The 25425-nt window shown below is 69.9% G+C and carries 20 protein-coding genes and 1 pseudogene; 12 read left to right on the top strand and 9 right to left on the bottom strand.

What is annotated here, in order from left to right; genetic code table 11:
* Positions 1–995 (bottom strand): M4 family metallopeptidase (locus K353_RS12545; RefSeq protein ID WP_370447592.1); only part of this gene is annotated, 995 nt, incomplete at its 3' end.
* A gap of 439 nt (positions 996–1434) precedes the next feature.
* Positions 1435–6999 (bottom strand): pullulanase-type alpha-1,6-glucosidase, encoded by a 5565-nt coding sequence (gene pulA / locus K353_RS12540; RefSeq protein WP_111553654.1) that lies wholly within the window; start codon positions 6997–6999, stop codon positions 1435–1437.
* A gap of 354 nt (positions 7000–7353) precedes the next feature.
* On the opposite strand from pulA, the gene K353_RS12535 reads away from it, so the two are divergent.
* Positions 7354–8304, top strand: coding sequence for a phosphatase PAP2 family protein (locus tag K353_RS12535; RefSeq protein WP_111553653.1), 951 nt, complete (start codon positions 7354–7356; stop codon positions 8302–8304).
* A gap of 76 nt (positions 8305–8380) precedes the next feature.
* Here K353_RS12535 and K353_RS12530 read toward each other — a convergent pair whose 3' ends face one another.
* On the bottom strand, positions 8381–11443 hold the full coding sequence (locus K353_RS12530; protein ID WP_233533533.1) for a bifunctional [glutamine synthetase] adenylyltransferase/[glutamine synthetase]-adenylyl-L-tyrosine phosphorylase: 3063 nt from the start codon (positions 11441–11443) through the stop codon (positions 8381–8383).
* 173 nt (positions 11444–11616) lie between these two features.
* On the opposite strand from K353_RS12530, the gene K353_RS12525 reads away from it, so the two are divergent.
* On the top strand, positions 11617–12822 hold the full coding sequence (locus K353_RS12525) for an acyltransferase (RefSeq protein WP_158585396.1): 1206 nt from the start codon (positions 11617–11619) through the stop codon (positions 12820–12822).
* A gap of 99 nt (positions 12823–12921) precedes the next feature.
* On the opposite strand, the gene K353_RS35530 is transcribed toward K353_RS12525, so the two are convergent.
* The 3 genes from K353_RS35530 to K353_RS12515 form a co-directional block, all read right to left on the bottom strand.
* Positions 12922–13131, bottom strand: a complete 210-nt coding sequence (locus K353_RS35530; protein WP_233533532.1) for an HNH endonuclease — start codon at positions 13129–13131, stop codon at positions 12922–12924.
* Positions 13032–13931 carry an HNH endonuclease gene (locus K353_RS12520; RefSeq protein WP_233533531.1) on the bottom strand — a complete coding sequence of 300 codons (900 nt, stop codon included), beginning with the start codon at positions 13929–13931 and terminating at the stop codon, positions 13032–13034. Before K353_RS12520 ends, K353_RS35530 begins: the two co-directional genes overlap by 100 nt.
* Positions 13932–13993: 62 nt before the next feature.
* Positions 13994–14416 (bottom strand): hypothetical protein, encoded by a 423-nt coding sequence (locus tag K353_RS12515; RefSeq protein ID WP_111553651.1) that lies wholly within the window; start codon positions 14414–14416, stop codon positions 13994–13996.
* A gap of 185 nt (positions 14417–14601) precedes the next feature.
* Here K353_RS12515 and K353_RS12510 point away from each other — a divergent pair, with 185 nt between their 5' ends.
* On the top strand, positions 14602–15792 hold the full coding sequence (locus tag K353_RS12510) for an HNH endonuclease (protein WP_111553650.1): 1191 nt from the start codon (positions 14602–14604) through the stop codon (positions 15790–15792).
* A 95-nt stretch (positions 15793–15887) separates the two neighbouring features.
* Here the strand turns inward: K353_RS12510 and K353_RS12505 are convergent.
* Positions 15888–15983: pseudogene (locus tag K353_RS12505) on the bottom strand (glutamine synthetase); the annotation flags it as partial.
* 1535 nt (positions 15984–17518) lie between these two features.
* Here K353_RS12505 and K353_RS12500 point away from each other — a divergent pair.
* From K353_RS12500 to K353_RS12485, 4 genes are all read left to right on the top strand, one after another.
* The gene (locus K353_RS12500; RefSeq protein ID WP_111553648.1) at positions 17519–19033 is read left to right on the top strand and encodes an RNA-directed DNA polymerase; all 1515 of its coding nucleotides are present in this window, start codon (positions 17519–17521) and stop codon (positions 19031–19033) included.
* A gap of 62 nt (positions 19034–19095) precedes the next feature.
* Complete coding sequence (locus tag K353_RS37160; RefSeq protein ID WP_370447593.1) at positions 19096–19530, top strand: hypothetical protein; 435 nt, start codon at positions 19096–19098, stop codon at positions 19528–19530.
* A gap of 509 nt (positions 19531–20039) precedes the next feature.
* Positions 20040–20495, top strand: coding sequence for a GntR family transcriptional regulator (locus tag K353_RS12490; protein WP_111553646.1), 456 nt, complete (start codon positions 20040–20042; stop codon positions 20493–20495).
* A 13-nt stretch (positions 20496–20508) separates the two neighbouring features.
* Positions 20509–21057, top strand: coding sequence for an HD domain-containing protein (locus K353_RS12485; protein WP_111553645.1), 549 nt, complete (start codon positions 20509–20511; stop codon positions 21055–21057).
* Here K353_RS12485 and K353_RS12480 read toward each other — a convergent pair.
* Positions 21054–21527, bottom strand: a complete 474-nt coding sequence (locus tag K353_RS12480; protein WP_111553644.1) for an NUDIX hydrolase — start codon at positions 21525–21527, stop codon at positions 21054–21056. The genes K353_RS12485 and K353_RS12480 overlap by 4 nt on opposite strands.
* Positions 21524–22294, bottom strand: coding sequence for a helix-turn-helix domain-containing protein (locus K353_RS12475; RefSeq protein WP_111553643.1), 771 nt, complete (start codon positions 22292–22294; stop codon positions 21524–21526). The genes K353_RS12480 and K353_RS12475 overlap by 4 nt, the downstream gene beginning before the upstream one ends.
* A 566-nt stretch (positions 22295–22860) precedes the next feature.
* On the opposite strand from K353_RS12475, the gene K353_RS12470 reads away from it, so the two are divergent.
* Genes K353_RS12470 through K353_RS12450 form a run of 5 tightly spaced genes read left to right on the top strand, consistent with a single transcriptional unit; the run spans position 22861 to position 25418 of the window.
* Positions 22861–23103, top strand: coding sequence for a hypothetical protein (locus K353_RS12470; RefSeq protein ID WP_146616453.1), 243 nt, complete (start codon positions 22861–22863; stop codon positions 23101–23103).
* Complete coding sequence (locus K353_RS36515) at positions 23103–23468, top strand: WhiB family transcriptional regulator (RefSeq protein ID WP_111553675.1); 366 nt, start codon at positions 23103–23105, stop codon at positions 23466–23468. Before K353_RS12470 ends, K353_RS36515 begins: the two co-directional genes overlap by 1 nt.
* Complete coding sequence (locus K353_RS12460) at positions 23465–23707, top strand: hypothetical protein (protein WP_111553641.1); 243 nt, start codon at positions 23465–23467, stop codon at positions 23705–23707. Before K353_RS36515 ends, K353_RS12460 begins: the two co-directional genes overlap by 4 nt.
* A gap of 32 nt (positions 23708–23739) precedes the next feature.
* Positions 23740–24909, top strand: coding sequence for a hypothetical protein (locus K353_RS12455; protein ID WP_111553640.1), 1170 nt, complete (start codon positions 23740–23742; stop codon positions 24907–24909).
* A gap of 50 nt (positions 24910–24959) precedes the next feature.
* The gene (locus tag K353_RS12450) at positions 24960–25418 is read left to right on the top strand and encodes a transcriptional regulator (RefSeq protein ID WP_111553639.1); all 459 of its coding nucleotides are present in this window, start codon (positions 24960–24962) and stop codon (positions 25416–25418) included.
* Positions 25419–25425: the final 7 nt, after the last annotated feature.

Here is a 25425-nt window from a genome sequence, read left to right as displayed (position 1 = left end):
GTCATGCAGAAGCAGCTGTCGTCCCAGAACGCGTTGACGTAGTTGCTGCCGTAGTGGACCCGGCTGTACGCGCCGACGCCGTCGTTGCGGATGCCGTTGCGGCCGAAGGTGTTCTTGTAGTAGTCCCAGGTGGACGCGACGCCGTAGTGGGCGTCCACGGCCGCGGACTCCTTGTTGGAGACGGTGCCGTCGCCCCAGGTGTCGGTGGTCTTCGAGTACAGCGTGCCGGTGCCGCTGGTCCCGTTGTTCAGGTTGGTGGTGTACATGTTGCCGCGGGTCGGGTCCTTGAGCTGGTAGTTGGAGCCCGACTGCGAGGTGCCGAGGGTGACGTTGCCGACGAAGACGCCGTTGCCGGTGCCGGTCTCGATGCCCTCCCACTTCTGGATCACGTCGCCGGTGGTGGCGTCGGTGACCACGTGGAGCTTGCTCGGGGTGCCGTCCTCCTGGACGCCGGAGACCACGGTCTCCCAGGCCAGCCGCGGGCTGTTGTCGGCGGCCCAGACCACCAGGCGGGGCGCGGTCTCCAGGGCGGAGCCGGACTGGGCGGCCAGCGCGGCGGCCTGGCCCTTGGCGGCGGCGAGCTTGGGGGTGGTGGACAGGCCGGTCAGGGTGGCCGAGGAGGCCCGGTCGACGCCCTTGGTGGTGCCGTTGGCGGCCTGGTGGACGATCAGGTCGCCGCCGAGCACCGGGAGTCCGTCGTAGGTCCGCTCGTAGCGGAAGTGCCGGGTGCCGTCGGCGTCCTTGGACGCGTCCTTGACCACGAGCTTCTCGGCCAAGCCCAGGCCCAGGTCCTGGGCGAACGTCGCCGAGCGGCTGCCCGCGTCGGAGAGCAGCTGGGCGTGGCCGGCCACCGCCTGCGGGGAGGCGGCCTGGCCGGTCTGGGAGGGAGTGGCGGGGGCGGCCTGGGCCACCGCCACCGGGATCGCGGTCACCAGTAGGGCGGTGGTGGCCGCGAGGGCGGCCATGCTCACGCGGGCATGCGTGCGGCGAGACATGCGGGACTCCTTTACCGACCGTCGCGGGGTCACGAGCGGTGGAGAGAATCTGGCCGCGGTTGCGGCGCAGCGGGGGCCCCTGCCGCCGGTTCGCGGCGCGGGGTGCGGTGCACGTACGCGGTACCGGGCACGTGGGGTACGCGTGCCGGGCTGCGGCCGCCGGAGTCCTGGGGAGGGTTCCACCGGCGGGGGTCGGGGCTACCTGTCGCTCCGCAGCCGGGGGAATCCTGGCAGCAAACACCTCGTGAATGACAGATGCATGCCACGGATTGACTGATTAATGACCGCGCCCCGGTCCGGTCAACGGCCGCCCACGGTCCGGTAGATGGGACGCATTCGAGGAGGTCCGTGCCAAACATCGCCGCGTGGCATCGGTTTTCGGCCAACACGGGACGGGGCCCCACCCGGAGGTGAGGCCCCTGTTACCGCTGGGAAACCATCAGTTCTGGACGAACACCGCCACCGTCCGGCCCGGCACCGTGAAGGTCCCCGTGGCCGGGTCGAAGGCTGCCCGCTTGACCACCGGGTCACCGCCCCGCGCCTGCACCCCGTGCAGCTGCTGCCGGCTGCCGCGCAGGCCCGCCACGGTCTGGTTCTGTGCGGTCGGGGTGGCGTTGAAGACCACCGTGAGGCCCTTCTCGGCGCCCTTCAGCCCGGTGCCGTCCAGGTGCATGGTGATCACGCCCGGGTGCTCCCCCGCCGTGCCGGACAGCGGGAAGGACAGCCGGCGCTGCACCTCGGCCGCGGTGGGCAGCGCGAACAGCGGCGAGGACTGCCGGATCCGCAGGAACTGCTGGTAGATCGCGGTGGAGCTGCCCGTCTCGTTGCAGCCCGCCCGCAGCTTCGGATCGGCCAGCAGCAGCTTGGCGCGGTCCCACATCTCCTTGTTGTCGGCCGCCATCGGCAGGCCGCGGCCCCAGCCGTTGCCCTGCCGGCAGTCCCAGGAGATCGCGTTGAACCAGTCGCCGGAGTCGAAGGAGTTGGCGTCCAGCGACTTGGAGCGCAGCAGGTCGCTGCCGGCCTGGGCGAAGCCCGGGCCCTGGCCCAGCGCGGTCAGCGACAGGCCGAGCGCCTGCATCCGGGCCCGGTCGGCGGGCGCGGTGCCCTGCGGGAGCTTGAACGCCAGCGCGTCGTACAGGTCCGCGTTGTCGTGCGCGTCCAGGTACTCGACGGCCTCGCCGGGGTTGGCCGCGTAGCCGGTCGGCGCGCCGTTGTAGTCCACGCCGGCGCCGGTGACGGCCTTCCCGGCGGTGTCGGTGAACCGGTACCCGGCCAGGTTGCCGGTCAGGCCGACCTTGATCTGGTCCATCTGGTGCAGCAGCCGGGCCTGCTGCTCGGCCGGGGTGCCGTTGTCCGCCGAGCCGTTCGGGTCGGTGAACAGGCCGGAGGCGAAGCCCTGCTGCGCGGCCGAGGAGAGCTGGTAGTTGCCGCCGCGCCCGGCGTCCCGCATCCGGTCGTTGAAGGTGGCGATGCCGGTGCCGGCCATGTTGGCCTGGGTGGCCTGGACAAACCGGGCGTCGTCGGCCACGGTGCCGAAGTTCCAGCCCTCGCCGTACAGGAAGACGTTCTTCCCGTCGACGCCGTCCCGCTGCGGGGTCAGCCCGCGCAGCGCCGCCTGCACGTCCAGCATGGTCGACTTCGGGTCCAGGCCCATCAGGTCGAACCGGAAGCCGTCCACCCGGTACTGCCTGGCCCAGGTCACCACCGAGTCCACGACCAGCTTGTTCATCATGGCGTGCTCGGGCGCGGTGTCGGCGCAGCAGGAGTCGGTGGTGACCTTGCCGCTGTCGCTCAGCCGCTGGTAGTAGCCGGGCACGACCTTGTCCAGCACCGACCTGTCGTCCTGCCCGGCCGCCGCGGTGTGGTTGTAGACCACGTCCAGCACCACCCGCAGGCCCGCCTCGTGCATCGCCTGCACCATCTCGCGGAACTGCACGGTGCGCGCCGTCCCGTTCGGGTCGGTGGCGTAGGAGCCCTCGGGCACGTTGTAGTGCAGCGGGTCGTAGCCCCAGTTGTAGGCGTCGTCGGCCTGCACCGCGGCCACGCACTCCTGCTGCTTGTCCGAGTCGGCGGGCAGCGCGGCCAGGTCGCAGGCCGGGAGCTTCTGCTCGGCCCGGTTCTCCCGGATGGTGGCGATGTCGAAGGTCGGCAGCAGGTGGATCGTGGTCACCCCGGCGTCGGCCAGTTCCTTCAGGTGCCGCATGCCGGCCGACTTCGACCGGGTGAACGCCAGGTAGGTGCCGCGCTCGTCGGCCGGGACGGTGCTGTCGGCGGCCGAGAAGTCCCGCACGTGCAGTTCCTGGATCTGCTGCTTCACCGCCGGGACGGGCTCCGGGCTGCGGTGCCGGTCCCAGCCCTCGGGCTTGGTGGCCGCCGAGGACAGGTCGGCGACCAGGCTGCGCTTCGAATCCGTCGACAGCGCGGTCGAGTACGGGTCGGTGACGGTGTTCACCACGTTCTGCCCGACGCTCGGCGCCCACACCTTCACCTGGTACAGGTAGTACTTGCCGTCCAGCTCCTCGGCGTCCTCGGTCAGCGACCAGACCCCCGACGCCTCGTCGCGCTTCAGCGGGACGGTCCTCGCCGTGCCGCCGACGGCCTTGTCGAACAGCTGGACCGCCACCCCGGTCGCGGTCGGCGCCCAGAGCGAGAGCGTCACCTTGCGCTCGTCGCGGCCGAACCAGCCGTGACCCTTCCGCACCGAGTACACCGGGCCGAGCTGCGCGGAGGCCGCCTTCGCCGCGTACAGGTCGTCCAGCACACCGGGGGTCTGCACGCCGGTGGCCGCCAGCGCCGCGCCGTTCGGCAGGTGCTCGGTGAAGAGCAGTTGGGCGCGCAGCGCGGCGGTGGTCCGGCCCGCGTCGCGCGGGTCGACGGTGAACGCCCGGTACCCGGCCAGGTGCGGGAACTTCGCCTTCTGGGCGTCGGTGAGCCCGGCGGCCGGGTTCAGCCTGATCCAGTGGCCGGGCCCGGAGAGCACGCCCTGGTCGACGCTCAGCCCGCCCGCGGGGTCGTAGACCAGCTGGGCGCTGGTGCCGCCCTTCAACTGGGCGTCCCCCGCACCGTAGTTCGCGGGCACCACGACGGTCCTGGCGTCGATCCACTGGGCCTTGGCCGAGCCCGGGTCGAGCTGCGAGGAGGTGCCGCCGGCCTGCGGCAGCAGGTGGCCCTCCTGGCCGCCGATGATCCAGACCTCCCGGCCGGCGGTGGCGAAGTCCAGCGACTGGTCCTGCGGCAGGTCCTTGTCGCCGCCGTTGTGGATGATGTAGCTGAGGCTGGTCGCGCCCTCGGCCAGCGGCACCTCGAAGACCGCGCCGAACGCGTCCTGCCGGGCCGGCGCCAGCGGGCTGCCCCAGTCGGTCGGGGTGGCGGCGCCGGTCCAGTCGTGCAGGCCCCAGCCGGTGTAGTTCCCGTCGGCCCGCCGGTAGTGGATGACCGCCTTGCCCTCGGGCACCGGCTGCGCCCCGTCCGGGTTCGCGGTGCGGACGGTGGCGTCGCCCTGCTTGATCCACACCTCGCCGGTGGCGGAGACGTCGACGTGCCGGTCCTGGTCGACGTCCTTGGCGCCGTCCTTCTCCACCACGAACCCGACGTCGGACGCCCCGCCCTTGAGCTTCACGTACGCGAACGCCCCGTACGCGTCCCGCCCGACGAAGCCGTGCCCGGCCGGCCAGGTGGTCGCCTCGCCGTCGGCGAGGTCGCCCCAGGCGTACAGGTTCCAGCCGTCGTAGTCGCCGTCCTCGCGCTGGTAGTGCACCACCGCGTACTCGCGGGTCACCGCGCTGGGCACCGGCGCGGGCGGCTGCTGCCCGGTGGTGAACTGCCCGGTGGCGGAGGCCAGTCGGCCCGCCGAGTCCTGGACCACGGCCTTGTAGCGCACCACGGTGCCGGGCGCGACGCCGGCCAGGTCCTGCGTGACCTTGAAAGTGACGTGGCCGGCGGAGCCGGACGCCCCGTTGTCGGCGGTGCCGAGCGTCTGCCAGGCGCCGTCCCCGACCTGCGCCGCGAAGGTGACCCGGTTGAACCCGCCGCCGGGCACGTCCGCGCCCAGCGTGACCGTCCCGTACGAACCGCTGTCCGGCACGCTGACGGTGACCGACGGACCGGCCGCCGGCTTGGCCAGCCTGTGCTCGGCCTTCAGCACCAGCGAGGACATCGCGGGCACGGTGACCGTCACCTTGCCGTCCGCCCCGCTGGTGACCCTGCCCTTGAACCCGTACAGGCCGTCGAAGTCCATGCCCGCCGAGAAGGTGTCCAGCGCGACGGTCTTCGGCTCGGCCGCGTTGTTGACCGCCGCCAGGTACTCGACCTGCTCCTTGGCGTCGATCCGGGAGAACGCGTACACGCCCGGCCCGTCCGCCGCGTACCGCTCGACCTGGGCGCCGTCGGCCAGCGCCGGGTTGTCCTTGCGCAGCTTCGCCAGGCCCGCGATGCCCCGGTACAGCGCGCCGTCCTCGCCGTAGCGGTCCTTCGAGCCGGGGGCGCCGCCGATCACGGTGTCGGTGTTGTAGGAGGGGGTCTTCGAGGCGAACATGTCCTGCCGGGCGTCCTTGTCGCCGCCCGCGCCGGTGAAGCCCTGCTCGTCGCCGTAGTAGACCACCGGCTGGCCGCGGGTCAGGAACTGCAGCTCGTCGGCGAGCCGGTCCTTGGCCAGCAGCGCGTCGTTCGAGGCGCCCGGGTCGTCGCTCCGCAGGAAGGAGCCGAACCGGCCCATGTCGTGGTTGCCGAGGAAGGTCGGCAGCTCGTAGGCGTCGGTGTCGGCCGTGGTGTACCGGTAGTCCTGCGCGTACAGCGCGCTGAGCGCCTTGGCCGAGCCGTTCTGCGAGACGTACGCGCGGGCCGCCTCCTGGAAGGCGAAGTCCAGGGTGGCCTGGAGCTTGCCCCGGGTGACGTACGGGGAGGTGACCGCCGGGTCGCCCGAGTACACCTCGCCGAACATGAAGAACTTCTTGTTGCCGTGCTCGGCCGCGAACTGCTTGAGCGCGGGCGCCCACTGCTCCCAGAACGCCAGGTTGACGTGCTTGACGGTGTCGATCCGGAAGCCGTCGACGCCGGTCTCGGCGACCCACTGCCGGTAGATCTTCTCCATCCCCGCGACGACCTCGGGGTTCTGGGTGTCCAGGTCGTCCAGGCCGGAGAAGTCGCCCTCGGTCGCGGACTCGCCGACGAAGGTCGAGTTGCCCCGGTTGTGGTAGAGCGAGGGGTCGTTCAGCCAGGACGGGGTCTTCGCGGTGGTCCCGGCCTTGTCGCGGAAGACCGGCGTGTAGGGGAAGGAGTCCTTGCCGGTGTCCGGCCACTGCGCCCGGGCGTCGGCGACCGCGGTCTCGTCGACCGGCTTGCCGTCCGCGTCGAGGGTCGGGTAGGCGCCCTCGGAGCGGTAGTCGTACGTCTTCTCCGCGTAGTCGATGACGTCGGCGGTGTGGTTGGTGATGACGTCGAAGAAGACCTTGATGCCGCGCTTGTGCGCCTTGTCGATCAGCTCCTTGAGCTGGGCGTTGGTGCCGAAGTGCGGGTCGACCTGGGTGAAGTCGGTGATCCAGTAGCCGTGGTAGCCGGCCGAGGCGTCCGCGCCGGTGCCCTGCACGGGCTGGTTCTTGAAGATCGGCGCCATCCAGATCGCGGTGGTGCCCAGGTCCTGGATGTAGTCGAGCCGGTCGATCAGGCCCTTGAGGTCGCCGCCGTGGTAGAAGCCCTTGTCGGCGGGGTCGAGCCCGTTCTCCAGCCGGCCGCCGGTGATGCCGCCGGTGTCGTTGCCGGTGCTGCCGTTGGCGAAGCGGTCCGGCAGCACGAAGTAGAACTGCTCGCGGGTCAGGTCGTGCCGGGCGGCGGTGGCCGCCAGGTCCTTGTCGGACGGCGGGGCGGCGGGCCTGGCGGGCGCGGCCACGGCCGACGGGACGGCGCCCAGGGTGGCGGCGATCAGCGAGGCCGCCAGCAGGACGGCGGCCCGGGCGGGGCGGCGGTGGGGGGTGGTGCGGCGCTGGGGGCGGTACGGGGCGTCGGCCACGGCAGGGCTCTCCCTCGGGGGCGCTCGGGCAAGGGGTGGGTGGCGTGGAACCTAGCGCCCTGCAAGATGTTTCAGCAAGATGCGAAAGCTGTTTCGTCCCGGAGTCGTACCGAGTCGTGACCTGAATCCCCGGCCCCCGCCGCCCCCGGGCCGCACCCCCGCCCCCGCCCCGCCCCGACTGCGTCCGTGTCCGAACCAGACCCCGGTTCGACCCCTCGTAACCCGCGCGCCACAATGGACGGCATGCGCCTCGACAACCGATCGACCCCTACCCCCGTAGGGGGACAGTCGGTGAAGAATCCCCAACCAGAGGATGAGCGGGCGGCCACAGCCCGTCTGGCAGACTTCTCGTCCATGGGGGAACCGACCGAGATCCACACAGCCGGCGCCGAACGCGCCGACCGGACCACGCACGACGGTTCCGACCCGGGCGCGGCCCACACCGCCCGTACGCCCGGCGGAGCCACCCGCGTCGCCCAGTCGCCGACCGCCGCCGTCCGCAACCGCCTGCGCGAGCAGCGCCGCACCCCGCGCCGTCCGCGCCTGCTCTTCGAACTCGCCCTGATCGGCCTCAGTTACTGGCTGTACTCGCTGGTCCGCAACGCCGTCCCCGAGCAGGCCGAGATCGCCCAGAAGCACGCCACCTGGGTCTGGCACCTGGAGCACACCCTCGGCATCGCCGTCGAGCGCTCCGTCAACCACGGCGTGAACTCGGTGACCTGGCTCATCGTCGGGATGAACTACTACTACGCCACCCTGCACTTCATCGTCACCATCGGCGTGCTGGTCTGGCTCTACCGCGCCCACCCCGGCCGCTACGCGGCCTCCCGGACGGTGCTGTTCGTCACCACCGGCATCGCGCTGGTCGGCTTCTACTGCTTCCCGCTGGCCCCGCCCCGGCTGATGGCCGGCGGCGGCTTCGTCGACACCGTCAGCGTCCACCACACCTGGGGCTCGCTGGCCTCCGGCGCCGGGGCGACGGTCTCCAACCAGTTCGCCGCGATGCCCTCCATGCACATCGGCTGGTCCACCTGGTGCGGCCTGACCATCTTCTTCCTGGCCCGCCGCAGCTGGGTCCGCGCCCTCGGCCTGGCCTACCCCGTGGTCACCCTCAGCGTGATCGTCTCCACCGCCAACCACTTCTGGCTGGACGCGATCGGCGGCCTGGTCTGCCTGGCCGTCGGCTTCCTGGCCGCCCGCCTGCTCTACCACACCTGGGTCTACCGCCTCCCCCGCCGCACCGGCGGGCCGGCCGACCGGGAACTGACCGTCCCGGCCCAGTGGGACACCAAGGTCGACGCGTAGCACCGCGCCCCCGCCCGGAGATCCGGGACCGGGGGCGCGGGACTCGGGGGCGCGGGCGGGCCCTACTCCCCGCCCCCTACTCCCCGCCGTAGAACAGCCGCTCCACCACCCGGCGGGCCCGCCGCGTCGTCCGCCGGTACTCGTCCACCAGCTCCCCCGAGTGCCCCACCCCGTAGCCGAGGTAGCGGGCCACGCCCGCCAGCTCCCGGGCGTCCCCGGGGAAGCCGTCCCCGGCCCGGCCGCGCACCAGCATGACCGCGGCCCGGACCCGGGAGGCCAGCACCCAGGCGGCGTCCAGCACCTGCGCGTCCTCCCGGTCGACCAGGCCCGCCCCGGCGGCGGCGGCCAGCGCCGCCCTGGTCCGGGTGGTGCGCAGCTCCGGCACCGCGTGGCCGTGCCGGAGCTGGAGCAGCTGCACCGTCCACTCGACGTCCGCCAGCCCGCCGCGGCCGATCTTGGTGTGGGTGGTGGGGTCGGCGCCGCGCGGCAGCCGCTCGGTCTCGATCCGGGCCTTGATCCGGCGGATCTCCACCAGGTCCCGGTCCGGGACGCCCGCCGCGGGGTAGCGCAGCGGGTCGACCAGCTCCCGGAAGCGCGCGCCGAGCCCGGCGTCCCCGGCCATCGGCTCGGCCCGCAGCAGCGCCTGGCTCTCCCAGGCGTGCGACCAGCGCGCGTAGTAGGCGGCGTAGGAGGCCAGGGTGCGGGTCAGCGGCCCGTTGCGGCCCTCGGGGCGCAGGTCGGCGTCGACCAGCAGCGGGGGTTCGACGGACGGGGCGGCCAGCAGGGTGCGCAGTTCGCCGATCACCTCGCGGGCGGCCCGGGCGGCCTCCTCGTCGCCGGCGCCGGGCTGCGGTTCGTGGACGAAGAGGACGTCCGCGTCCGAGCCGTAGCCGAGTTCGTGGCCGCCGAACCGGCCCATCGCGACGATCGCGATCCGGACGGGCAGTTCGCCGTTGCGGGCCGCCCAGCCGTCGGCGGCGGCCCGCAGCGCGCCCTGGAGGGTGGCGGCGGTGATCGCGGTGAGCGCCTCGCCGGTGAGGTCCAGGGCGCGGGCCGGGTCCCCGTCGAGCCGGCCCAGCACGTCGGCGGCGGCGGTCCGGAACAGCTCGCGGCGCCGGACGGCCCGGACGGCGGAGACGGCGGCGGCCGGGGTCCCGGCCCGGCCGACGGCGGCCAGCACCTCCGCCTCCAGGGCGGCCCGGCCGCGCGGCAGCAGGCCGCCCGCGTCGCCCAGCATGGCGACCGCCTCGGGGGCGCGCAGCAGCAGGTCGGGGGCGAGCCGGCCGGCGGACAGCACCCGGGCGAGCTGTTCGGCGGCGGCGCCCTCGTCGCGCAGCAGCCGCAGGTACCAGGGGGTGCGGCCGAGCGCGTCGGAGACCTGGCGGAAGTTGAGCAGCCCGGCGTCGGGGTCGGCGGAGTCGGCGAACCAGCCGAGCAGCACCGGCAGCAGGGTGCGCTGGATGGCGGCCTTGCGGCTGACCCCGGAGGCGAGCGCCGAGATGTGCCGCAGCGCGGCGGCCGGGTCGGCGTAGCCCAGGGCGGCCAGCCGCTGCTTGGCGGCCTCGGTGCTGAGCCCGGCCGCGCCGGAGCCGGTGACCCGCAGTTCGGCGACCGGCAGCTCGGCGACCGCGTCCAGCAGCGGCCGGTAGAACAGCCGCTCGTGCAGCCGCCGCACCTCCACCGCGTGCCGCTTCCACTCCCGCTGGAGGGCGGCCACCGGGTCGCCCTTGGCGTCCCCGCCGAGCTGCGGGGCCATGGTGCGGGCCAGCCGGCGCAGGTCGGCCGGGTCGGTGGGCATCAGGTGGGTGCGGCGCAGCCGCTGCAACTGGATGCGGTGTTCGAGGGCGCGCAGGAAGCGGTAGGCGGCGTCCAGCGAGGCGGCGTCGGCCCGGCCGACGTAGCCGCCGTCACTGAGCGCGGCCAGTGCCTCCAGGGTGTTGCCGCTGCGCAGCGACTCGTCGGTGCGGCCGTGCACGAGTTGCAGCAGCTGGACGGCGAACTCGACGTCGCGCAGGCCGCCGGGGCCGAGTTTCAGCTGCCGGTCGAGTTCGCCGGCCGGGATCGCGTCGACCACCCGGCGGCGCATCTGCTGCACGTCGGCGACGAAGTTCTCCCGGGCGGCGGCCTGCCACACCAGCGGGGCGATGGCCTCGGCGTAGGCGCGGCCGAGCTCGGCGTCGCCGGCGATCGGGCGGGCCTTCAGCAGGGCCTGGAACTCCCAGGTCTTGGCCCAGCGCTGGTAGTAGGCGAGGTGGCTGGCCAGGGTGCGCACCAGCGGGCCGTTGCGGCCCTCGGGGCGCAGGTTGGCGTCGACCGGCCAGATGGTGCCCTCGCCGGTGGTGTCGGAGCACAGCCGCATGGCGTGCGCGGCGAGCCGGGTGGCGGCCCGGGTCGCGGTCTGCTCCTCGACGCCCTCGCGGGCCTCGGCGACGAAGATCACGTCCACGTCGGAGACGTAGTTGAGCTCCCGGCCGCCGCACTTGCCCATGCCGATGACGGCCAGCCGGCAGGCGGCGGACGCGTCCGGGTCCTGCTCGGCGGCGAGGTCCAGGGCGGTCTGCAGGGTGGCGCCGGCCAGGTCGGCGAGTTCGGCGGCGGTCTGCGGCAGGTCGGTGGTGCCGGACAGGTCGCGGGCGGCGATCGCGAGCAGGCAGCGCCGGTAGGCGGCGCGCAGCGCGTCGGCCCGGTCGGCGTCCGGCTCGGAGCGGACCCGGCGGGTGAGCTCGCCGAGGAAGTCGCCGCGTCCGGGGTGGATGTCGCGCAGCTCGAAGGAGACCAGGGCGTGCCAGTCCCGGGGGTGCCGGGCCAGGTGGTCGGCGAGCGCGGTGGAGGCGCCCAGGACGCCGAGCAGCCGGTCGCGCAGCGGCTTGGAGGTGGTCAGGGTGTCGCGCAGGGTGTGCCGCTCGTGCGGGTCGAGCGCCTCCAGCAGCCGGGCCAGGCCGAACAGCGCCTGGTCCGGGTCGGCGGCGGCGCCCAGCGCGTCCAGCAGCACCGGGTCGGCGGCGAGGCCGTGCAGCGCCGGTTCGTCCAGCAGCCGCACCGCCTGGTCGGGGTCGGAGAACCCCCGCCGCACCAGTCGGGTCTCCAGCCGGCTGACCCGGCTCCCGGCCCGTTCCTCCACCGCGCTCCCGCCTCCCACGCCCGAAATCCCTGCCCGAGGGGCCCGCGCCCCGTCCGGGGCCCGCTCCCCGCCCCTGCCCGAAGGGTACGTTCCCACCCGCCCCGCACGCTCCCCGTGACGCACCGCCGCCTGGGCCCCGTCCCCCCTCGCCCGCCCGTGACACCCCCGCCACCCGGCTCGTTGGCCACGGGGTGACACCCTTCCTCCGCCCCTCCCCTCCCCCTTCCTCCCGCCCTTCCCCTCCCCCTCTCCCCTCCTCCCTCCCCGCCCGGCTGCCCTCGCTCACCGGGCTGCGCTTCCTCGCCGCGCTGCTGGTGGTCTGCTACCACCTCTCCCGCCAGGTCGGCGCCCTCCCGGTGCTCAGCCCGCTGGCCTGGTACGGGCGTTCGGGCGTGACGTTCTTCTTCGTGCTCTCCGGCTTCGTGCTCGCCTGGACGTACGCCGACTCCCCCGTCCCCGCCCACCGCTTCTACCGCCGCCGACTGGCCCGGATCTGGCCGCTGCACGCGCTCACCACCGGCGCCTCGCTGGCGGTCTTCGCCGCGGTCGGAGCGGCCGTGCCGGTGACCGCCGCCCTGTGGTCGCTCCCGCTGCTGCACCCGTGGGACCGCGCCACCGTGATGGGCGGCAACCCGGCCGGCTGGTCACTCGGTGACGAGGGCTGGTTCTACCTGCTCCTCCCCCTCCTGCTGCGCCTGCGCCCGGGGCTGCGCACCGCCGCGCTGTGCTGCGCGAGCGGCCCCCTGCTCTGGCTGGCCGGCTCCGCCGTCACCGACCCGTCCCTGCGCAGCTGGCTGCTGGACTACCTGCCGCTCAGCCGCACCCCGCAGTTCCTGCTCGGCGTCGCCCTCGCCCTGGCCCTCCGCCACGGCCGGCTGCCCGCCCTGCCGCTCCTCCCCACCGCCCTCGCGGTCGCGGCCTTCCACCTCGCCCTGGTCCCCTGGCACCACGCCGTCCCCGACCCGGCCTGGCACAGCCCCTACATCGCCTCCCAACTCCTCTCCGCCCCGCTGTTCGCCGCCCTGATCACCGCCGCCGCCCAAGCCGACCTCCACCGCCCCGGCGGCCCGCTCACCCGCCGCCCCTGGACCCTGCTCGGCGACTGGTCCTTCGCCTGGTACCTGATCCACGAAATCACCTTCCGCCCCTGGCTCCACCACTACGGCCACCCCGCCCCGGGCCTCCCCACCGCCACCACCTGGCTCCTCCTCCTCACCACCTCCCTCACCCTCGCCGCCACCCTCCACCACTGGGTCGAACACCCCCTGGAACGCCTCCTCCGCGACCGCCCGACCCCGCCCTCCTCCACCCGCCTGCCGCGCCCCCGCCCCCGTCCCGCCGACGGATCGACCGGACGCCGGGCCCCCGAAGCGCCGTCCGCGGCGCGACAGCGGTAGGCCGAGCCGCCGCGGGGCAACGCTCGTGCGCAGCAGGGCAGTTCCGCAACTACCCCGCCGTCCCTCACCGGCGGAACGGCGACCTGCGCACCGCCCGCCTCAGCAGACCGGCCCCGCACCCCGCCGCTGCCCGACGACGGTCTCCCGCAGCTCGGCCGGCGTGGGCCACGGAGCCTTCCGGTGGATCATCCGATGGCAGTTGGCGCAGATCAGCGCGAGGTCCGCGAGCTTCGTCGTCCCCTCACCCGCCACGTGCAGGGGCACCACGTGGTGGCACTCGACGTAGCCCGCGCCGCGCTCCCCGTACACCGCCTCGTAATCGAACCCGCAGACCTCGCAGGCCAGGGTCCCCCCTTCCGCAGCACCGATTCGATCTTCTTCTTCCGGAGCTTCCGGTCCCGCTCCCTCGCCCGGTGCCGACGCATGAGCAACCGCCCCTCGGGCGCCTCGTACTCCTCGTCCTCCTCCGTGTCCGCTGATGTCCCGGTCAGGGCCTCCCCCATTGCCAACTGCGCCCGAATGAGCCGTGCCGCCTCCGCCATCTCCTCCGGGCGGTCGAGGAACTCACGCAGTACCTTCCGGTCGGTCTCGCCGCCCTTGGTCGCCTTCCCCTTGTAGTCGGGGTGCCTGGTCGCGATGTCAGCGGTCTTGCGGGCGACGCTGTTGTGGTTCCTGAACTTCTCACCCCGCGCCTCTTCCCCGTGGAACGGGAGCAGTTGGAGCAGGTCGGAGAGTTCCCGGACCTTCTGGTCGTTGGCATCGAGTTCGTGCCAATCATTCGATGCCACGAGATCGCAGGCGAGAATCACCTCGTCCCAGACCCAGTCCGGATTCTTGACCTCCTTGACCGTGAAGCCCAGCTGTCTCAGCCAGGCAGCCGCGTGGTCCTTGCCGCCACTGAAATCGTCCGCAGGCAGCACCTGGCCCTGCGTCCACTTGTGGGCGACCCCCGCGATGGCCTTCGAGTCGTATTCCTTGCCCTCGTGCACCAGGATGTAAGACTGCGCTCTGTGGAAGCCATGATGGGACAGGAAGTCTTCACGTCCCATGTCATCGTGCTCCTTGATGGCTTTCAGCACAGACTCTCTGGTGATCTCTCCTCGCCGCATGGCACGAGGGTACGACTCGCCCCCGCCAGGAGGGCAACGGGATCTAACCGTCCAAGCCCGCGCTACACCCGCCGCCACGGCTGCGCGAACACCGTGTAGAAGTACGGCAGGTTCTCCTCCGGCCCGTTGTCCATCCGCTTGAACACCTTGCCGATCGGGTTACACACCTGCCCGCTCGGCAGCTGCACCACCAGCGGGAACCCGAACACCGGCGCCTCCTCCGCGCCCACCTCCCGCCAGGCCGCGCCGCCCTGGCGGACCATCACCTCGCCGACGTAGCAGCCGAACGCGAACAGGGTCTCCCCGACCTGCCCGCTGCCGATGCCGCTGCCCCGGAAGTCCTCGATGATCTCGTCGACCAGCGCGAGGCTCCCTACCGAGTAGTCCAGCTGCACCCCGCTGACCTGCGCCGCCGACGCCACGATGTCCGCCGCGAACCGCCCCGCGTTCGCCGCCTCCGGCGCGTACCTCAACCGCAGTTCCATCTGCCCTCCCGGCCCATGACGATCGACAGGGTTCTGGTTACCCCGTCCCGCCCCCGTGCACAACACGATCCCGGCGAGCGCCCGCTCCGAAACTGAGACCGGGCTCACCTTCCGCTAGCGAACTATTCTCGGAAGATCCGCGTTATTAGGCTCACGTCGCCAGTTGAGACCCAGGGGGACAGGGCATGAGCATCAAGGACCTGACGAGCGCCTCAGCCATGGAGGAGGCCCTCAGGGAGTACGACAGCCTGGGGGGACATGCCTTCCGCACCAAGCACGGGTTCGGCCCTTCTACGCAGTACTACCTCAGTCACGCCGACCTGCTGTACGACGCCAAGGCAATCGCCGGGGTTGCTTACGGCTACCAGCACCAAGCCACTGGCCCGCTGTCGAACACTCAGTTCCACGGTGGCGAGGCAGCCACGAATCCCGTCCTGCGCGCTATGGGGTTCAAGGTCCTCAACAGCCACACGGAGACCGTGGAGGAAGAGCGGGAGTGGCGTCTAGCCGTGTGGCGGAACCTGCTAGAGCGGCGGAACAGCTCGGGATTGGTCACCACGGACGCCGTTCGCTCAGTGGGCGCGTACGGCAACTACCGCGGCATCTGGGTAGACAAGGCCCGCACCCAGAGGATCCACCCCCACGGCGTGACGATCGGGCTCAAGCACACCGGCCATCACTACCCCGATGACCTGAGCGAGAGCGGAGCTCTCTACCACTACCCCTCCACCAAACTACCGAGCCGTGATCTCGCCGAGGTCAACGCCACGAAGGCAGCTGCCGAACTCCAGCTCCCCCTGTTCGTGATCACCCAGCACGGGGACTTCCGCGGTGTGCACCTGGCATGGGTGGAGGGGTGGGAAGACGAGAGCGACCTGTTTCTGGTCAGCTTCGGTGAGACCCCGCCCGTGCAGGTCCTGGACCGCGACCGCTCGGAAGAGCAACCGTTCCAGCTCGAAGGAAACAGGCGCCAGCGACGGAGCGGGACCGTGGTAACTCGACCGGACCAGGCCCGGTTTAAGCTCGAAGTGTTCCAGCGGTACGGCCCGCGCTGCCCGTTCTCAGGTATCAGCGTCCCTCAGATGATCGAGGCGGCACACCTCCGAGGCGACGCAGACGGCGGCTCCTCCGATGCCCGCAATGGCCTGCCGATGAACGCAGCGCTACACAGAGCCTTCGACGCTCACCTCTTCGCCATCAACCCCGACACTCTGACCGCTGAAGCACGTCCCGGCGGACCGAGCCTGGAAAGCATGGGAATCGTGCACCCGAAGCTCGCCCTGGAGCGCTCGCCGCACCCGGAGGCGCTCAGATGGCGCTACGACGAGTGGCTGCGCCGCACCGGTCAGCAGGGAGAAGCAGCAGCCGATCAGTAGGCGGACCGGTACTGCAGCGTGAAGGCTCTGGGCCAGGTGGTTCGCCGCCCGGTCCAGAGCCTTCACGGATTCAAGTTCACACGACTGACCGGAGGTCAGAGCACCTGGAGCACCTTGCGCAGCTCGAACGGCGTGACCTCGGAGCGGTACTCCTCCCACTCCTGGCGCTTGTTGCGCAGGATCTGAGGGAACCCCATATCGAGCTGCGGCCCCACCTGGCCAACCCGCCTTGGCCAGCTCTAGAGCCGTTAGCGTTTGTCTATGCCGGTGGCCTTCGACCCGCCTCGCACGGCCCACAGACGGCCCAGAGAGGGGTGCCTGCTTCACAAGGCCGAGCGCACCACCAGACCTCTGCCCAGTGTGCACGGCGACCTCGACAAGGGTCCGCTGACGGCGCATCGGAGATCTCGGCTCCCCCTCGGCGCTCCTCCCTTCCCTCCCACTCCGCCTGGCGCGATTGTGCGCGGGCTCGCCCCTGTACGCTCGGCCGACGCCCAGATACCTCTCCGAGACGGGGCTCAATGTCAGCACTAGTCGACCTTCGTTCCATCCTGGGCGACCCGCGCTCACTCGGCTCAGACGCGGACTCCACCTGGAGCGACATCGAAGCCGAGCTGTCGACCGCCGTTCCGCGCGACGCCCGAGACTTCCTGAACGCCTACGGCGGGCTCGTGATCGAGGGCTTCCTCGCGATCCACCACCCCGGGGCGATCCTGGACGTCCATCAGGAGCTCGGGGCCCCGATCACCCGCAACGAGTGGATCCCGGACCCCTTGCTGCCGGCACCCGGCGGCATGCTGCTCTGGGGGAACACCGTGATGCCGACCAGCTCTTCCTGGTGCAGCGCGCCGGAGGTTGGCACGTTGCCGCTTGATGCCGCCAATGGGTCGAGTGGTACGAGACGGGCCTCGGTTTGCCGGAGTGGATCTCCCACGCCCTCTCGCCAGAGCAGAACGTCCAGTGGCTGCCCGAAAGGGAGTTCCCGCTGTCGGTCCAGGAGCTGTAGCCCAGCTCAATAGCTCAACCATTGAGCGTCTCGGCCAGCAGCGCCGGGCCGAACAGGCTCTGCACGCTGTCCGACCCTGTCCGGGCTTATTCTCCCAGCTCAGATGGGCTGCCCGGACAGCAGGACACCCCGGACACATCCCAGCCATCACGACTGTCCCGCTCGAGATTCCCCCGGAGACGCGTCGGCCATTGCCCCTCGACGGGCACCCGCACGCGGCGACTGAACCACCAGCTAGGGGTGTTTCAGCCTCATCGACCGCGACACCGCTGGCAGAGGCTGTCACTGCAGTGTCACTGCGATTCGGGCAGGTCAGCGGCCCTTCAGTGACAGAGTGACAGGTGTGACAGTAGGCGACCGCCGGAGTTTTCACGCCTCAGGCGACAGTCGACGCCTCACCCTCCTGACGCCTGTTGCGCAGGAACTGACGTGCCAGTAGTACCAGGAGTGACGCACCGCCGATGTGGCCTGCGGCGTTGCTAACGGGAAGAGCGATGACCTGCGGGAACTCGTTATCAACCGTCAAAGTTGAGCGCCATCGACCACCCTTGCACGGCCCACAGATGGCCCAGGGGCGAGCGGCAGTGCCGCCTGTGGTGGCACTACACAACTGCCTGAACCGCCAGGCGCCTAAAGCTGATTGACCAAGCCTGAGACCGTCTAAGCCTTGGGAAGCCAGGCCGAGGCGACGTAGACTTCCACCTCTTACAATCATGCTGGGTGATCGCTGGGGGGCGAGTGGTGCCGTCGGCTGGGGACGCCGTGACAGCCAATGCGCTGGATCTCGCGAAACGCCTACTGGCAGGAAATCAAGATTTTTCGGCCATCCCTGATGTGGCTGGCTATGCGGACATATCACACCAGTGGGATCAGGGCTACAAGAAGGCGCTTATCGCTTCAATTCGCGACGGGGATTGCCTGCCCACTTATACCGAGATTGTTGATTTCCCAAAAGACGCGATTACATTTAGGCCGCTGGCAAGGTTTTCGGCGCGAGATAGGCTAATCTATGATGCCCTCATATATTCGATTGCACCTATTGTCGATAGGCATACGGATGGCCGGGTTCTGAGCTACCGCTGGGATCATGGGCGTCGCGAGCCGATATTCTGGTCAAAGCTCTGGGATGCAATGCAGAAGGTGTCGCAAAAATTTCTGAATAGCAGTCCCTGGATGAGAATGGCAACGCTGGATGTCTCATCCTTTTATGAGCACATAGACGTAGGAATTCTCTCTGATGATCTATCCTGCCTCACCGGCGGGCGGGGTGATACGCAGAATTTGATTCGATTCCTCTCTGCCTTTCAGCGAATTAACCATGCCTGGGGACTTCCACAGGGGTCCGATGCTTCCGCGATATTGGCAAACCTTTACCTGTTTCCGGTTGACGAGTTTCTAGGGAGATCAGGCGCGGGTTTCGCTAGATATTCTGATGACATCAGAATATTTCACTCTGACTGGACCGAGCTAAGAGACATTCTCGGGGAGGTTAGTCGGATCTTCCGGTCTCGACGGCTTTCTGTATCTTCGCAGAAGACGGCGATTCTGGACCGCCTTGAGAGCCTGGCGCAGATTCGAGATCCGAGGATGACTTCGCTGAGTGCGGCCTGCCATATGGAAATCCCTGGCGCTCAGGGCGAGGTACGCGCCTTCTTTGACGAGACAATCAAGGAGGATAAAGTAAAGCAGACGCAGATTCGGTTTGCTCTAAATCGATTTGCCAGGTTTGGCGACGATTATGCCGTCAACTGGTGCCTTGATAACCTTGCCTACTTGCCACATGTCGCCAAGGAGCTATTCAGGTATCTGGGGGCATGCAAGAGTCGGGCAGGGGATATAGAGCGGGAACTCTCGCGCTTTATGACCTCGGGGGGAAGTGCGAGTTATCCCTATCTGGAGCAGAGGATCCTACGCTACTTCCTGGTCTCAGGGGAGCGAACTGCCCAGCTCAAGGAGGCCGCCTGGAATATTTTCGACGACAGGAATCGTGAGGACTTCCCTCGCGAGTTTGCGGCTAGATACCTGGGACGCGATGCGTCGATCGGGGAGGCGCAGCTGCTTCGGCATAAATTTGAGGATGAGCCCAGTATTGCGATGCGTCGATCCCTTCTGATGGCACTTTATGAATCGGGAAATATTTCCCGAAATTACCTTAATGAAGTACAAGAGTACCTGCCATCCCTGAAATGGGTTTGCCGGTACTTGAGTGATCGTCCTAATATTCCGATCTGTTGAGAGGTGTAATTCCAGTGTTGACTCAAGAGCAGGGCGACCTACTAAAGGCACAGCTGCAAGATATGCACGAGAACTGCCTGTATAGCGCGCAGGCGTATTTCGAAGCATCAAAGCGATCTGAGCGCTGGGGAAGGCTGATGATCTTCTTGCCTGCCTGCGCATCTGCCACTTCTGGATTTATGTCGGCGCTGGCAAGTAGGCCGATATGGGGTGCGGTTTCAGCAGTGGCTGGTGCCGTGGCTGCTACTGCTTCATTCCTGGGAGGGGCCAAGAAGTCGGTAGATTTTCTTGGGTCTGCTCGGGCTTACACTGTGCTGCGACACAAAATCAAGCTTGAGCTTCAACTCATACCCCAAGCTGAAGAAATGGAAAGAGTTGTGGAGAGAGTAAGACTCCTAAATGAAGAATATCTCCAAATCGTATCCACGGACTCGCCCGTACCGAATAGGTCATTTGAATTGGCCCGGAAGAGGATTCAACAGGGAAGGGCTGCTTGATTGAGGACGGATGGGGCGCTTTCATGTGGCCTGCAATGCGATGAAGCGATGGAACTTATTCCAAGCGCCTCGGATAGTTATTTCGCAATTCTATGTGCAGCCTGAACGCCCCGGGATGGGAATGAAATCCGGACGTTTTGGCGAGTGGCAGTGTCGCGCGCTGGCGTGCTGTGCGCGCCTTAACATAAACGCGATCGGTGTGGGGTGCCTGTGACTGAACTATCAGCGGTCTAGGCGTAGGCGTAGGCCCGGACAAGCCATGCAAGCTGTCCGGTCTATTTTCCCAGTTCAGGTGGTATGACCGGACAGCCCGGCCAGTAGACCCTAGTCACTGGCCTTCCGGTCGGTTCCTGATGTGGGTTCCGCAGCCCCTGAGATGGGTTGCTACGGCTCGGGCACTGTCCGAGCACCGTCGCCTCTCGGCCATACTGGCCAAGCCCTCGATGAGGCTCCCGCAGTGCGGCATCCTTCATCGTGGCTGAAGATCGCAGGATGAGAAGGGGCGGCCAGTGAGTGATCGAAGTCCACGCGGTACGTACCTACAGATCGCTGAGGCGTTGCGCGCCGAACTCGACGAGAGTTCCGGACCGACGACGCTCCCGTCCGAGGCGGAACTCATGGCCCGGTACGGGGTGGCTCGGACGACCGTCGGGCGCGCTCTCAAGGTGCTGGCGGACGAAGGGCTCATCCGCTCGCGACAGGGTGCTCGCCGGACGGTCGCGGCCGCCGAGGAACCGCCTACGGTCTATGACCAGATTTCGGGAGTAATTGCCGCGCAAGGGCTAGAGCCTGGCGACGAGTTCCCGTCGGAGAGCGACCTCTGCAAGTTGACCGATGCGTCCCGCGGTACGGTCCGCCGCGCCTTGGCCCAGCTTGAAGGTGCTGGCGTGCTGGAGGTCCGACGGGGCAAGGGCCGCTTCATCCGTGCGTTGCCCGGGACGAACACCGCACCGCCAACTTCCTAGAAAGGACATCACCATGTGGGCCTACGACCTCGCCGAAGCCCTGCTCTCCGATGACCTTCCCCGCCGCTGGGCCCACTCGCTGGGAGTGGCCAGCCGGGCCCGCTTGCTGGCGCCGATCCTCGGGCCAGACGCGGAACTGCTCGAATCCGCCGCCGTGTTGCACGACATCGGCTACTCGCCGCGCATCACCGACACCGGCTTCCACCCACTCGACGGCGCGCGGTTCCTTCGCCACGTCGAGCACCTGGACGAGCGGGTCGTCCGGCTCGTCGCGCATCACTCCTGTGCCTTGCTGGAGGCCGAGGAGCGGGGGCTGCGCCAGGAGCTGGAGGCTGAGTTCCCGCTGGAGAAGCCCGAGTTGGTCGACGCGCTGATCTACTGCGACATGACCACCACCCCGGACGGCACCGCGACCACGACGCCGGCGCGGATCGCGGAGATCGTGGGTCGGTATGGACCGGACAGCATCGTGGGCAGGTTCATCCGGCGGGCAGAGCCGGAAATCCACGCGGCGGCCCAGCGGGTGGAGCACCGGCTGGAGCTGGCGGGCCCCGCGGTCTAACCGATGTACGGCTGGACGCGGTCCGGGTCGAGCGCGTGTTGGATCCGGAGCCGCATGGACGGGTGGATGTCGAGGCCGGAGAGGTCCGCTGGGTCGATCCAGCGGACCTCTTTCGATTCCTCGCTCGTCCGCAGGGTTCCGCCGATCGCCTTCGCCCGGAAGGCGATGGAGAACTGCTGTCGGACTTCTCCGTCGTCGTACTTCATGACGTGTCCGGGGTCGGTGTAGAGTCCCGTCACCGTCACGACCTCGACGTCGATGCCGGTTTCCTCCCGGACTTCCCGGACCACCGTGTCGGCGACGAACTCACCGATGTCGTGCCCACCGCCGGGGAGAGCCCAGAGCCCGTTGTCCGTCTTGTGGATCAGGAGCACTCGCCCGAGGTCGTCCTGGACGATGGCCACGACCGATGGGACGACGGAGTTGGCCGCTGGGGCGTTGGGGTCGTTGATGTAGTCGATCCGGCTCATGCCGCCTCGCCTTCGAACAGGGGGGAAGTGATCCTCCGGGAACTCTCCCAGATTCGCTCGATGCTCGCGGCGTACGTGCTGAACAGCTCACCGCCGGGCACTTGCGATAGGTGGAGGACCGGCGCGAGAAAGGCCCCAACGCCGAAGACGTGGCCGTTGACGAGCATCTCGTCGTCGGCCCGGTAGAGCGAGTTGTAGAGCGTGGTCGAGTGCAGCCGGAACTCGACTCCCGGGACGTTGAAGACCGGCGCGTAGTTGGCCAGCGCGTTGCGAATTTTCCCTGCCATGGCCGGGCCGATCCCCTCCTCCTCGCCGCGCTGTGCGACCTGAGGCGAGTCGGGGTCGCCGAGCATCATCCGAACGGGGACGCCCGCGCTCGCCTTCTCCTTGATCAGTCGGAAGAAGAGCGGGTCCTCGGAGAGCCAGAAGCCCGCGTAGACGACCAGGTCGAAGTTCCGGGTGGCCCCCGAGTAGAGCGAGGTCCACAACTCCTTCGGCGCTACGGCACGGTGCGGGTAGAGCTTGGTCAGCTCGGCGCGGCCGGCCTCGGCCGTCTGGCTGGTGGTTTGCTCGTCCGACCAGAGGTCCGACAGGTCACGTTGCAGGAGGTTCGCGAGGGCGTACTGGAAGCGTCGGTACGGCCGACGCTGGTCCTTGGCCTCGACCCACCGCTCGACCGTGCGGGTGCTAACCCCCAGCCGTTCTGCGATGTGTTCGACCGTCAGGCCGCTTGCCAGGATCGCTCCTCGAAGCCGCTCATTGGCCATGTCGCCCTCCCCCGGACGATGTGGTGGCGCTTGGACGATGCGGGACGACCTGACCGTAACGAAGCCGGTTCGGGGTCGTCCAGTCTCGTCGGAGATCGACAGGCTCCGAACCGCGAATCTAGTGGCACGCGGTCAGGGAGTCTCCGACTCGAATCAACGAAGGACTTGACGATGCGTCGGTTCAGCGTCATCGTAAGAGACATGTTCAACATGTCTCGCACGGCGAGGCCGATGAACTGCCAGCCCTTTATAGGGCTGCCCTGAGCTGCACGAATACGCCCGGAAGTCGGCTCCTGCGGGGGTCGGCCAGGGAAGCGCTGTTCCTTGACAACGCTGCCGTCCTACGGCCCTCGAAAGGGGCCGCGCGGCAGCGGACCGGGTCTTCGGTCTCGGTCCCATCGCGCAACTGATCACCTGCGGTCCGGCCCTTCGGGATTCGGCCGCAGTCCTCGACCACGGGCCGTGCCGGCCGGTGGTCCCCTTCTGCCCGAAGTGCGGGGCGGCTTCCTGACCTTGGCCGGGAGAGAAGCCGCCCCGCCGGGCCCTCAACCCTTGGAGAAGGACCCGTGAGACTGATTGTTGCAGGCCAGGAAGCCGTCACGGCCTCCGAGTTCGCCGAGTTGGCCTTCGGCATCGACGTGGAGCTGTTCACCGGCGCCGACGACGAGACGGCCGCCGACACGGTGGTGCGCTTGGACGTCGCCCGGGACGTGCTGCGCGACCTCGCCCCCGAGCCCGCCCGCTACGCCAGTGCGCTGATGCGCACCGCGGAGCGGAACCGGACGCTGGTGTGGAAGGCGGCCGCGTGATGACCCGGATCGTGCGCCGCGGCCTTCGCGGCACCGCCCGCCCGCACCTGAGCGCCAACCCCGTCGCCTCCGCCGCCGCGCTCGTCCCGTCGCCGGACGGCGACCTGCACGGCGCCGCGTGCCAGGGCATGAACCCCGACCTGTTCTACGCCGCCCCTGACCCGGACGAGAACGAACTCGACCCGCAGTGGGTCGAGTTCGCGACCCGGCGTGCGAAGGCGGTGTGCGCCGGCTGCCCGGTCAAGGAAATGTGCCTGGCGCTCGCGGTGCGCCGCAGCGAGCCGCACGGCGTCTTCGGCGGGCTGACCGCCGAGGAGCGCCGCCAGCTCAAGCGCCGCACCGGCCGCAAGGCGGTGGCGGCATGACCACCGCGTCCAAGCGCCTGGGCCTGGCGCTGCTGCTGCTCGCGGTGGCGTTCCCCGCCGCCGCCCGGATCCTGTTCGGCGCGCTGGCCGCCGTCGCCGCAGCAGCGCTGGCACACCCGAGTGCCGCGTTCGGCCTTGCGGGCGGGCTGCTGCTCGCCACCGCCCTGCCGGGCCTGCGCCGCCGGGCCTCTCGCCGCCTGCGCACGGTGCGCCGCCTGGTGCGCCTCGCGGCGTCCTGAACGACTTCGACATCTCTCCCGAGGGGGACTGAATGAGCGTCACCGAACTGCGGCCGACCGGCCGTACCCGCCCGGCGCCGAAGTCGGGCGCGAAGGAAGCCGCCGAGGCCGAGGCCCTGCGCGCGAAGACCGCGGCCGGCGCGGCGGCGGCGGACATCGCCAACCAGCTCAAGGCGGCGAAGGCCGCCGCCGACATCGCCAAGGGCCAGGCGGAGGCCGACCGGATCCGCCAGGAAGCCGCCGACGCCCAGCGCGAAGCGGCCCGCCTGCGGGCCGAGACGCAGGCCGCCCGCGAGAAGGCGGAGCGCTCCGCCGCCCAGTGGCGGAGCTGGGCCCGCGCCATCGCCGTGATCTGCGTGGTCGTGTCGCTGCCGCTCCAGATGATGGCGTTCTGGTCCCCACACGCCCCGTTCCTGCTGGCCGCACCGCTCGTCCTGGAGGGCCTGGCCTGGGCGCTGCTGAAGGGCGCCGAGGCCGCGATCGACGACCACCGCCCGTCCTGGCACTACCGGGCCCTGGCCGGGGCGGTCGCGCTGTTCGCCGCGACGGTCAACTACCTGCACGGCTCGACCGCGTTCGGCCTCGGCACCGGCCTGGGCGGGGCGTTCTGCTCACTGGCCGGGCCGATGGTGTGGGACCTGCACGAGCACGGCCGCATCCGCAAGCGCGACGGCAAGGTGAGCCGCCGCCAGCGCCGCGCCCAGGCCAAGCACGCGGCGGCCGAGGCCGCCGAGAAGCTCGCCGCCGAACAGCGGTCGGAGGGCGAGCGGGAGGCGCTGGCCGCGACCCGCGCGGTGCAGTGGCCGCAGGTGTGGGAGCGCACCGTCGCCCTCGCCGCCGCCATGGGCGAGCTGTACCCCAGCGAGGCCACGTGGAAGCGCGCCTGGGACGACACCCAGGGCGCAACGCTCGGCGACACCGCCGACTCCATCGCCGCGAAGGTGGCCGCCAAGGCCGCCGTGCGGACCGCCTCGAACGACCGGACGAACCAGGTCGAAAAGGTCGAAAAGGTGCAGGTTGAATCCCAGATGACCCGCCCCGCGAAGACCCCCGCCGCCAAGCGCCCCGACGGCCGCCGCAACAACGGCGGAACCCCGCCCGTGCGCCGCGCCGGCGACACCCTCGCCTACTCCCCGGCCGCCCGCCGCGCCATGTCGCTCGCCGCCCGCACCCGCCCCGCACGGGCCGCCGCCGCGAGCTGACGCACACCCAACCCACCGCCACCGTCACGAGATTGAAGGAGCACACCGCCATGCCCGTCACCGTGAACACCCGCGCCGCCCGCTTCGCCGCCGCGTACGCCCTGCTCCGTGCCGCCGCCGACGTCGCCGACCACTGGGTGCAGAGCGACCACCAGGCCACGACGAAGGGCCAGCACGACCACAACGAAGGCCAGTCCAGCACGGCCGGCCGCGCAGCGTGCGCCGCCCACGTCGCCACCTACACCGCCACCCAGGCCGCCGCCCTGCTCGCCGGATCCCGACTCCTCGGCGTCCGCCTGCGCCCCGGCCCCCTCGCTGCCGGCCTGGCACTGTCGGCGGTCACCCACTACATCGCCGACCGGCGCGAACCGCTCCGCCGCCTCGCCGACGCCACAGGCAAGGCCAACTTCGTGCGCCTGACCGACCACGGCATGAACGGCGCGTACGCCCTCGACCAGGCGTGGCACCACGCCTTCGAGACCGCCGCCGCCCTCATCGTCTCCGCCTGACCCGACA

It is taken from the genome of Kitasatospora sp. SolWspMP-SS2h (assembly GCF_003259315.1).
In the GTDB taxonomy this organism is placed as follows: Bacteria; Actinomycetota; Actinomycetes; order Streptomycetales; family Streptomycetaceae; genus Kitasatospora; species Kitasatospora fiedleri.
This window is presented reverse-complemented; position numbering and strand designations above follow the sequence as displayed.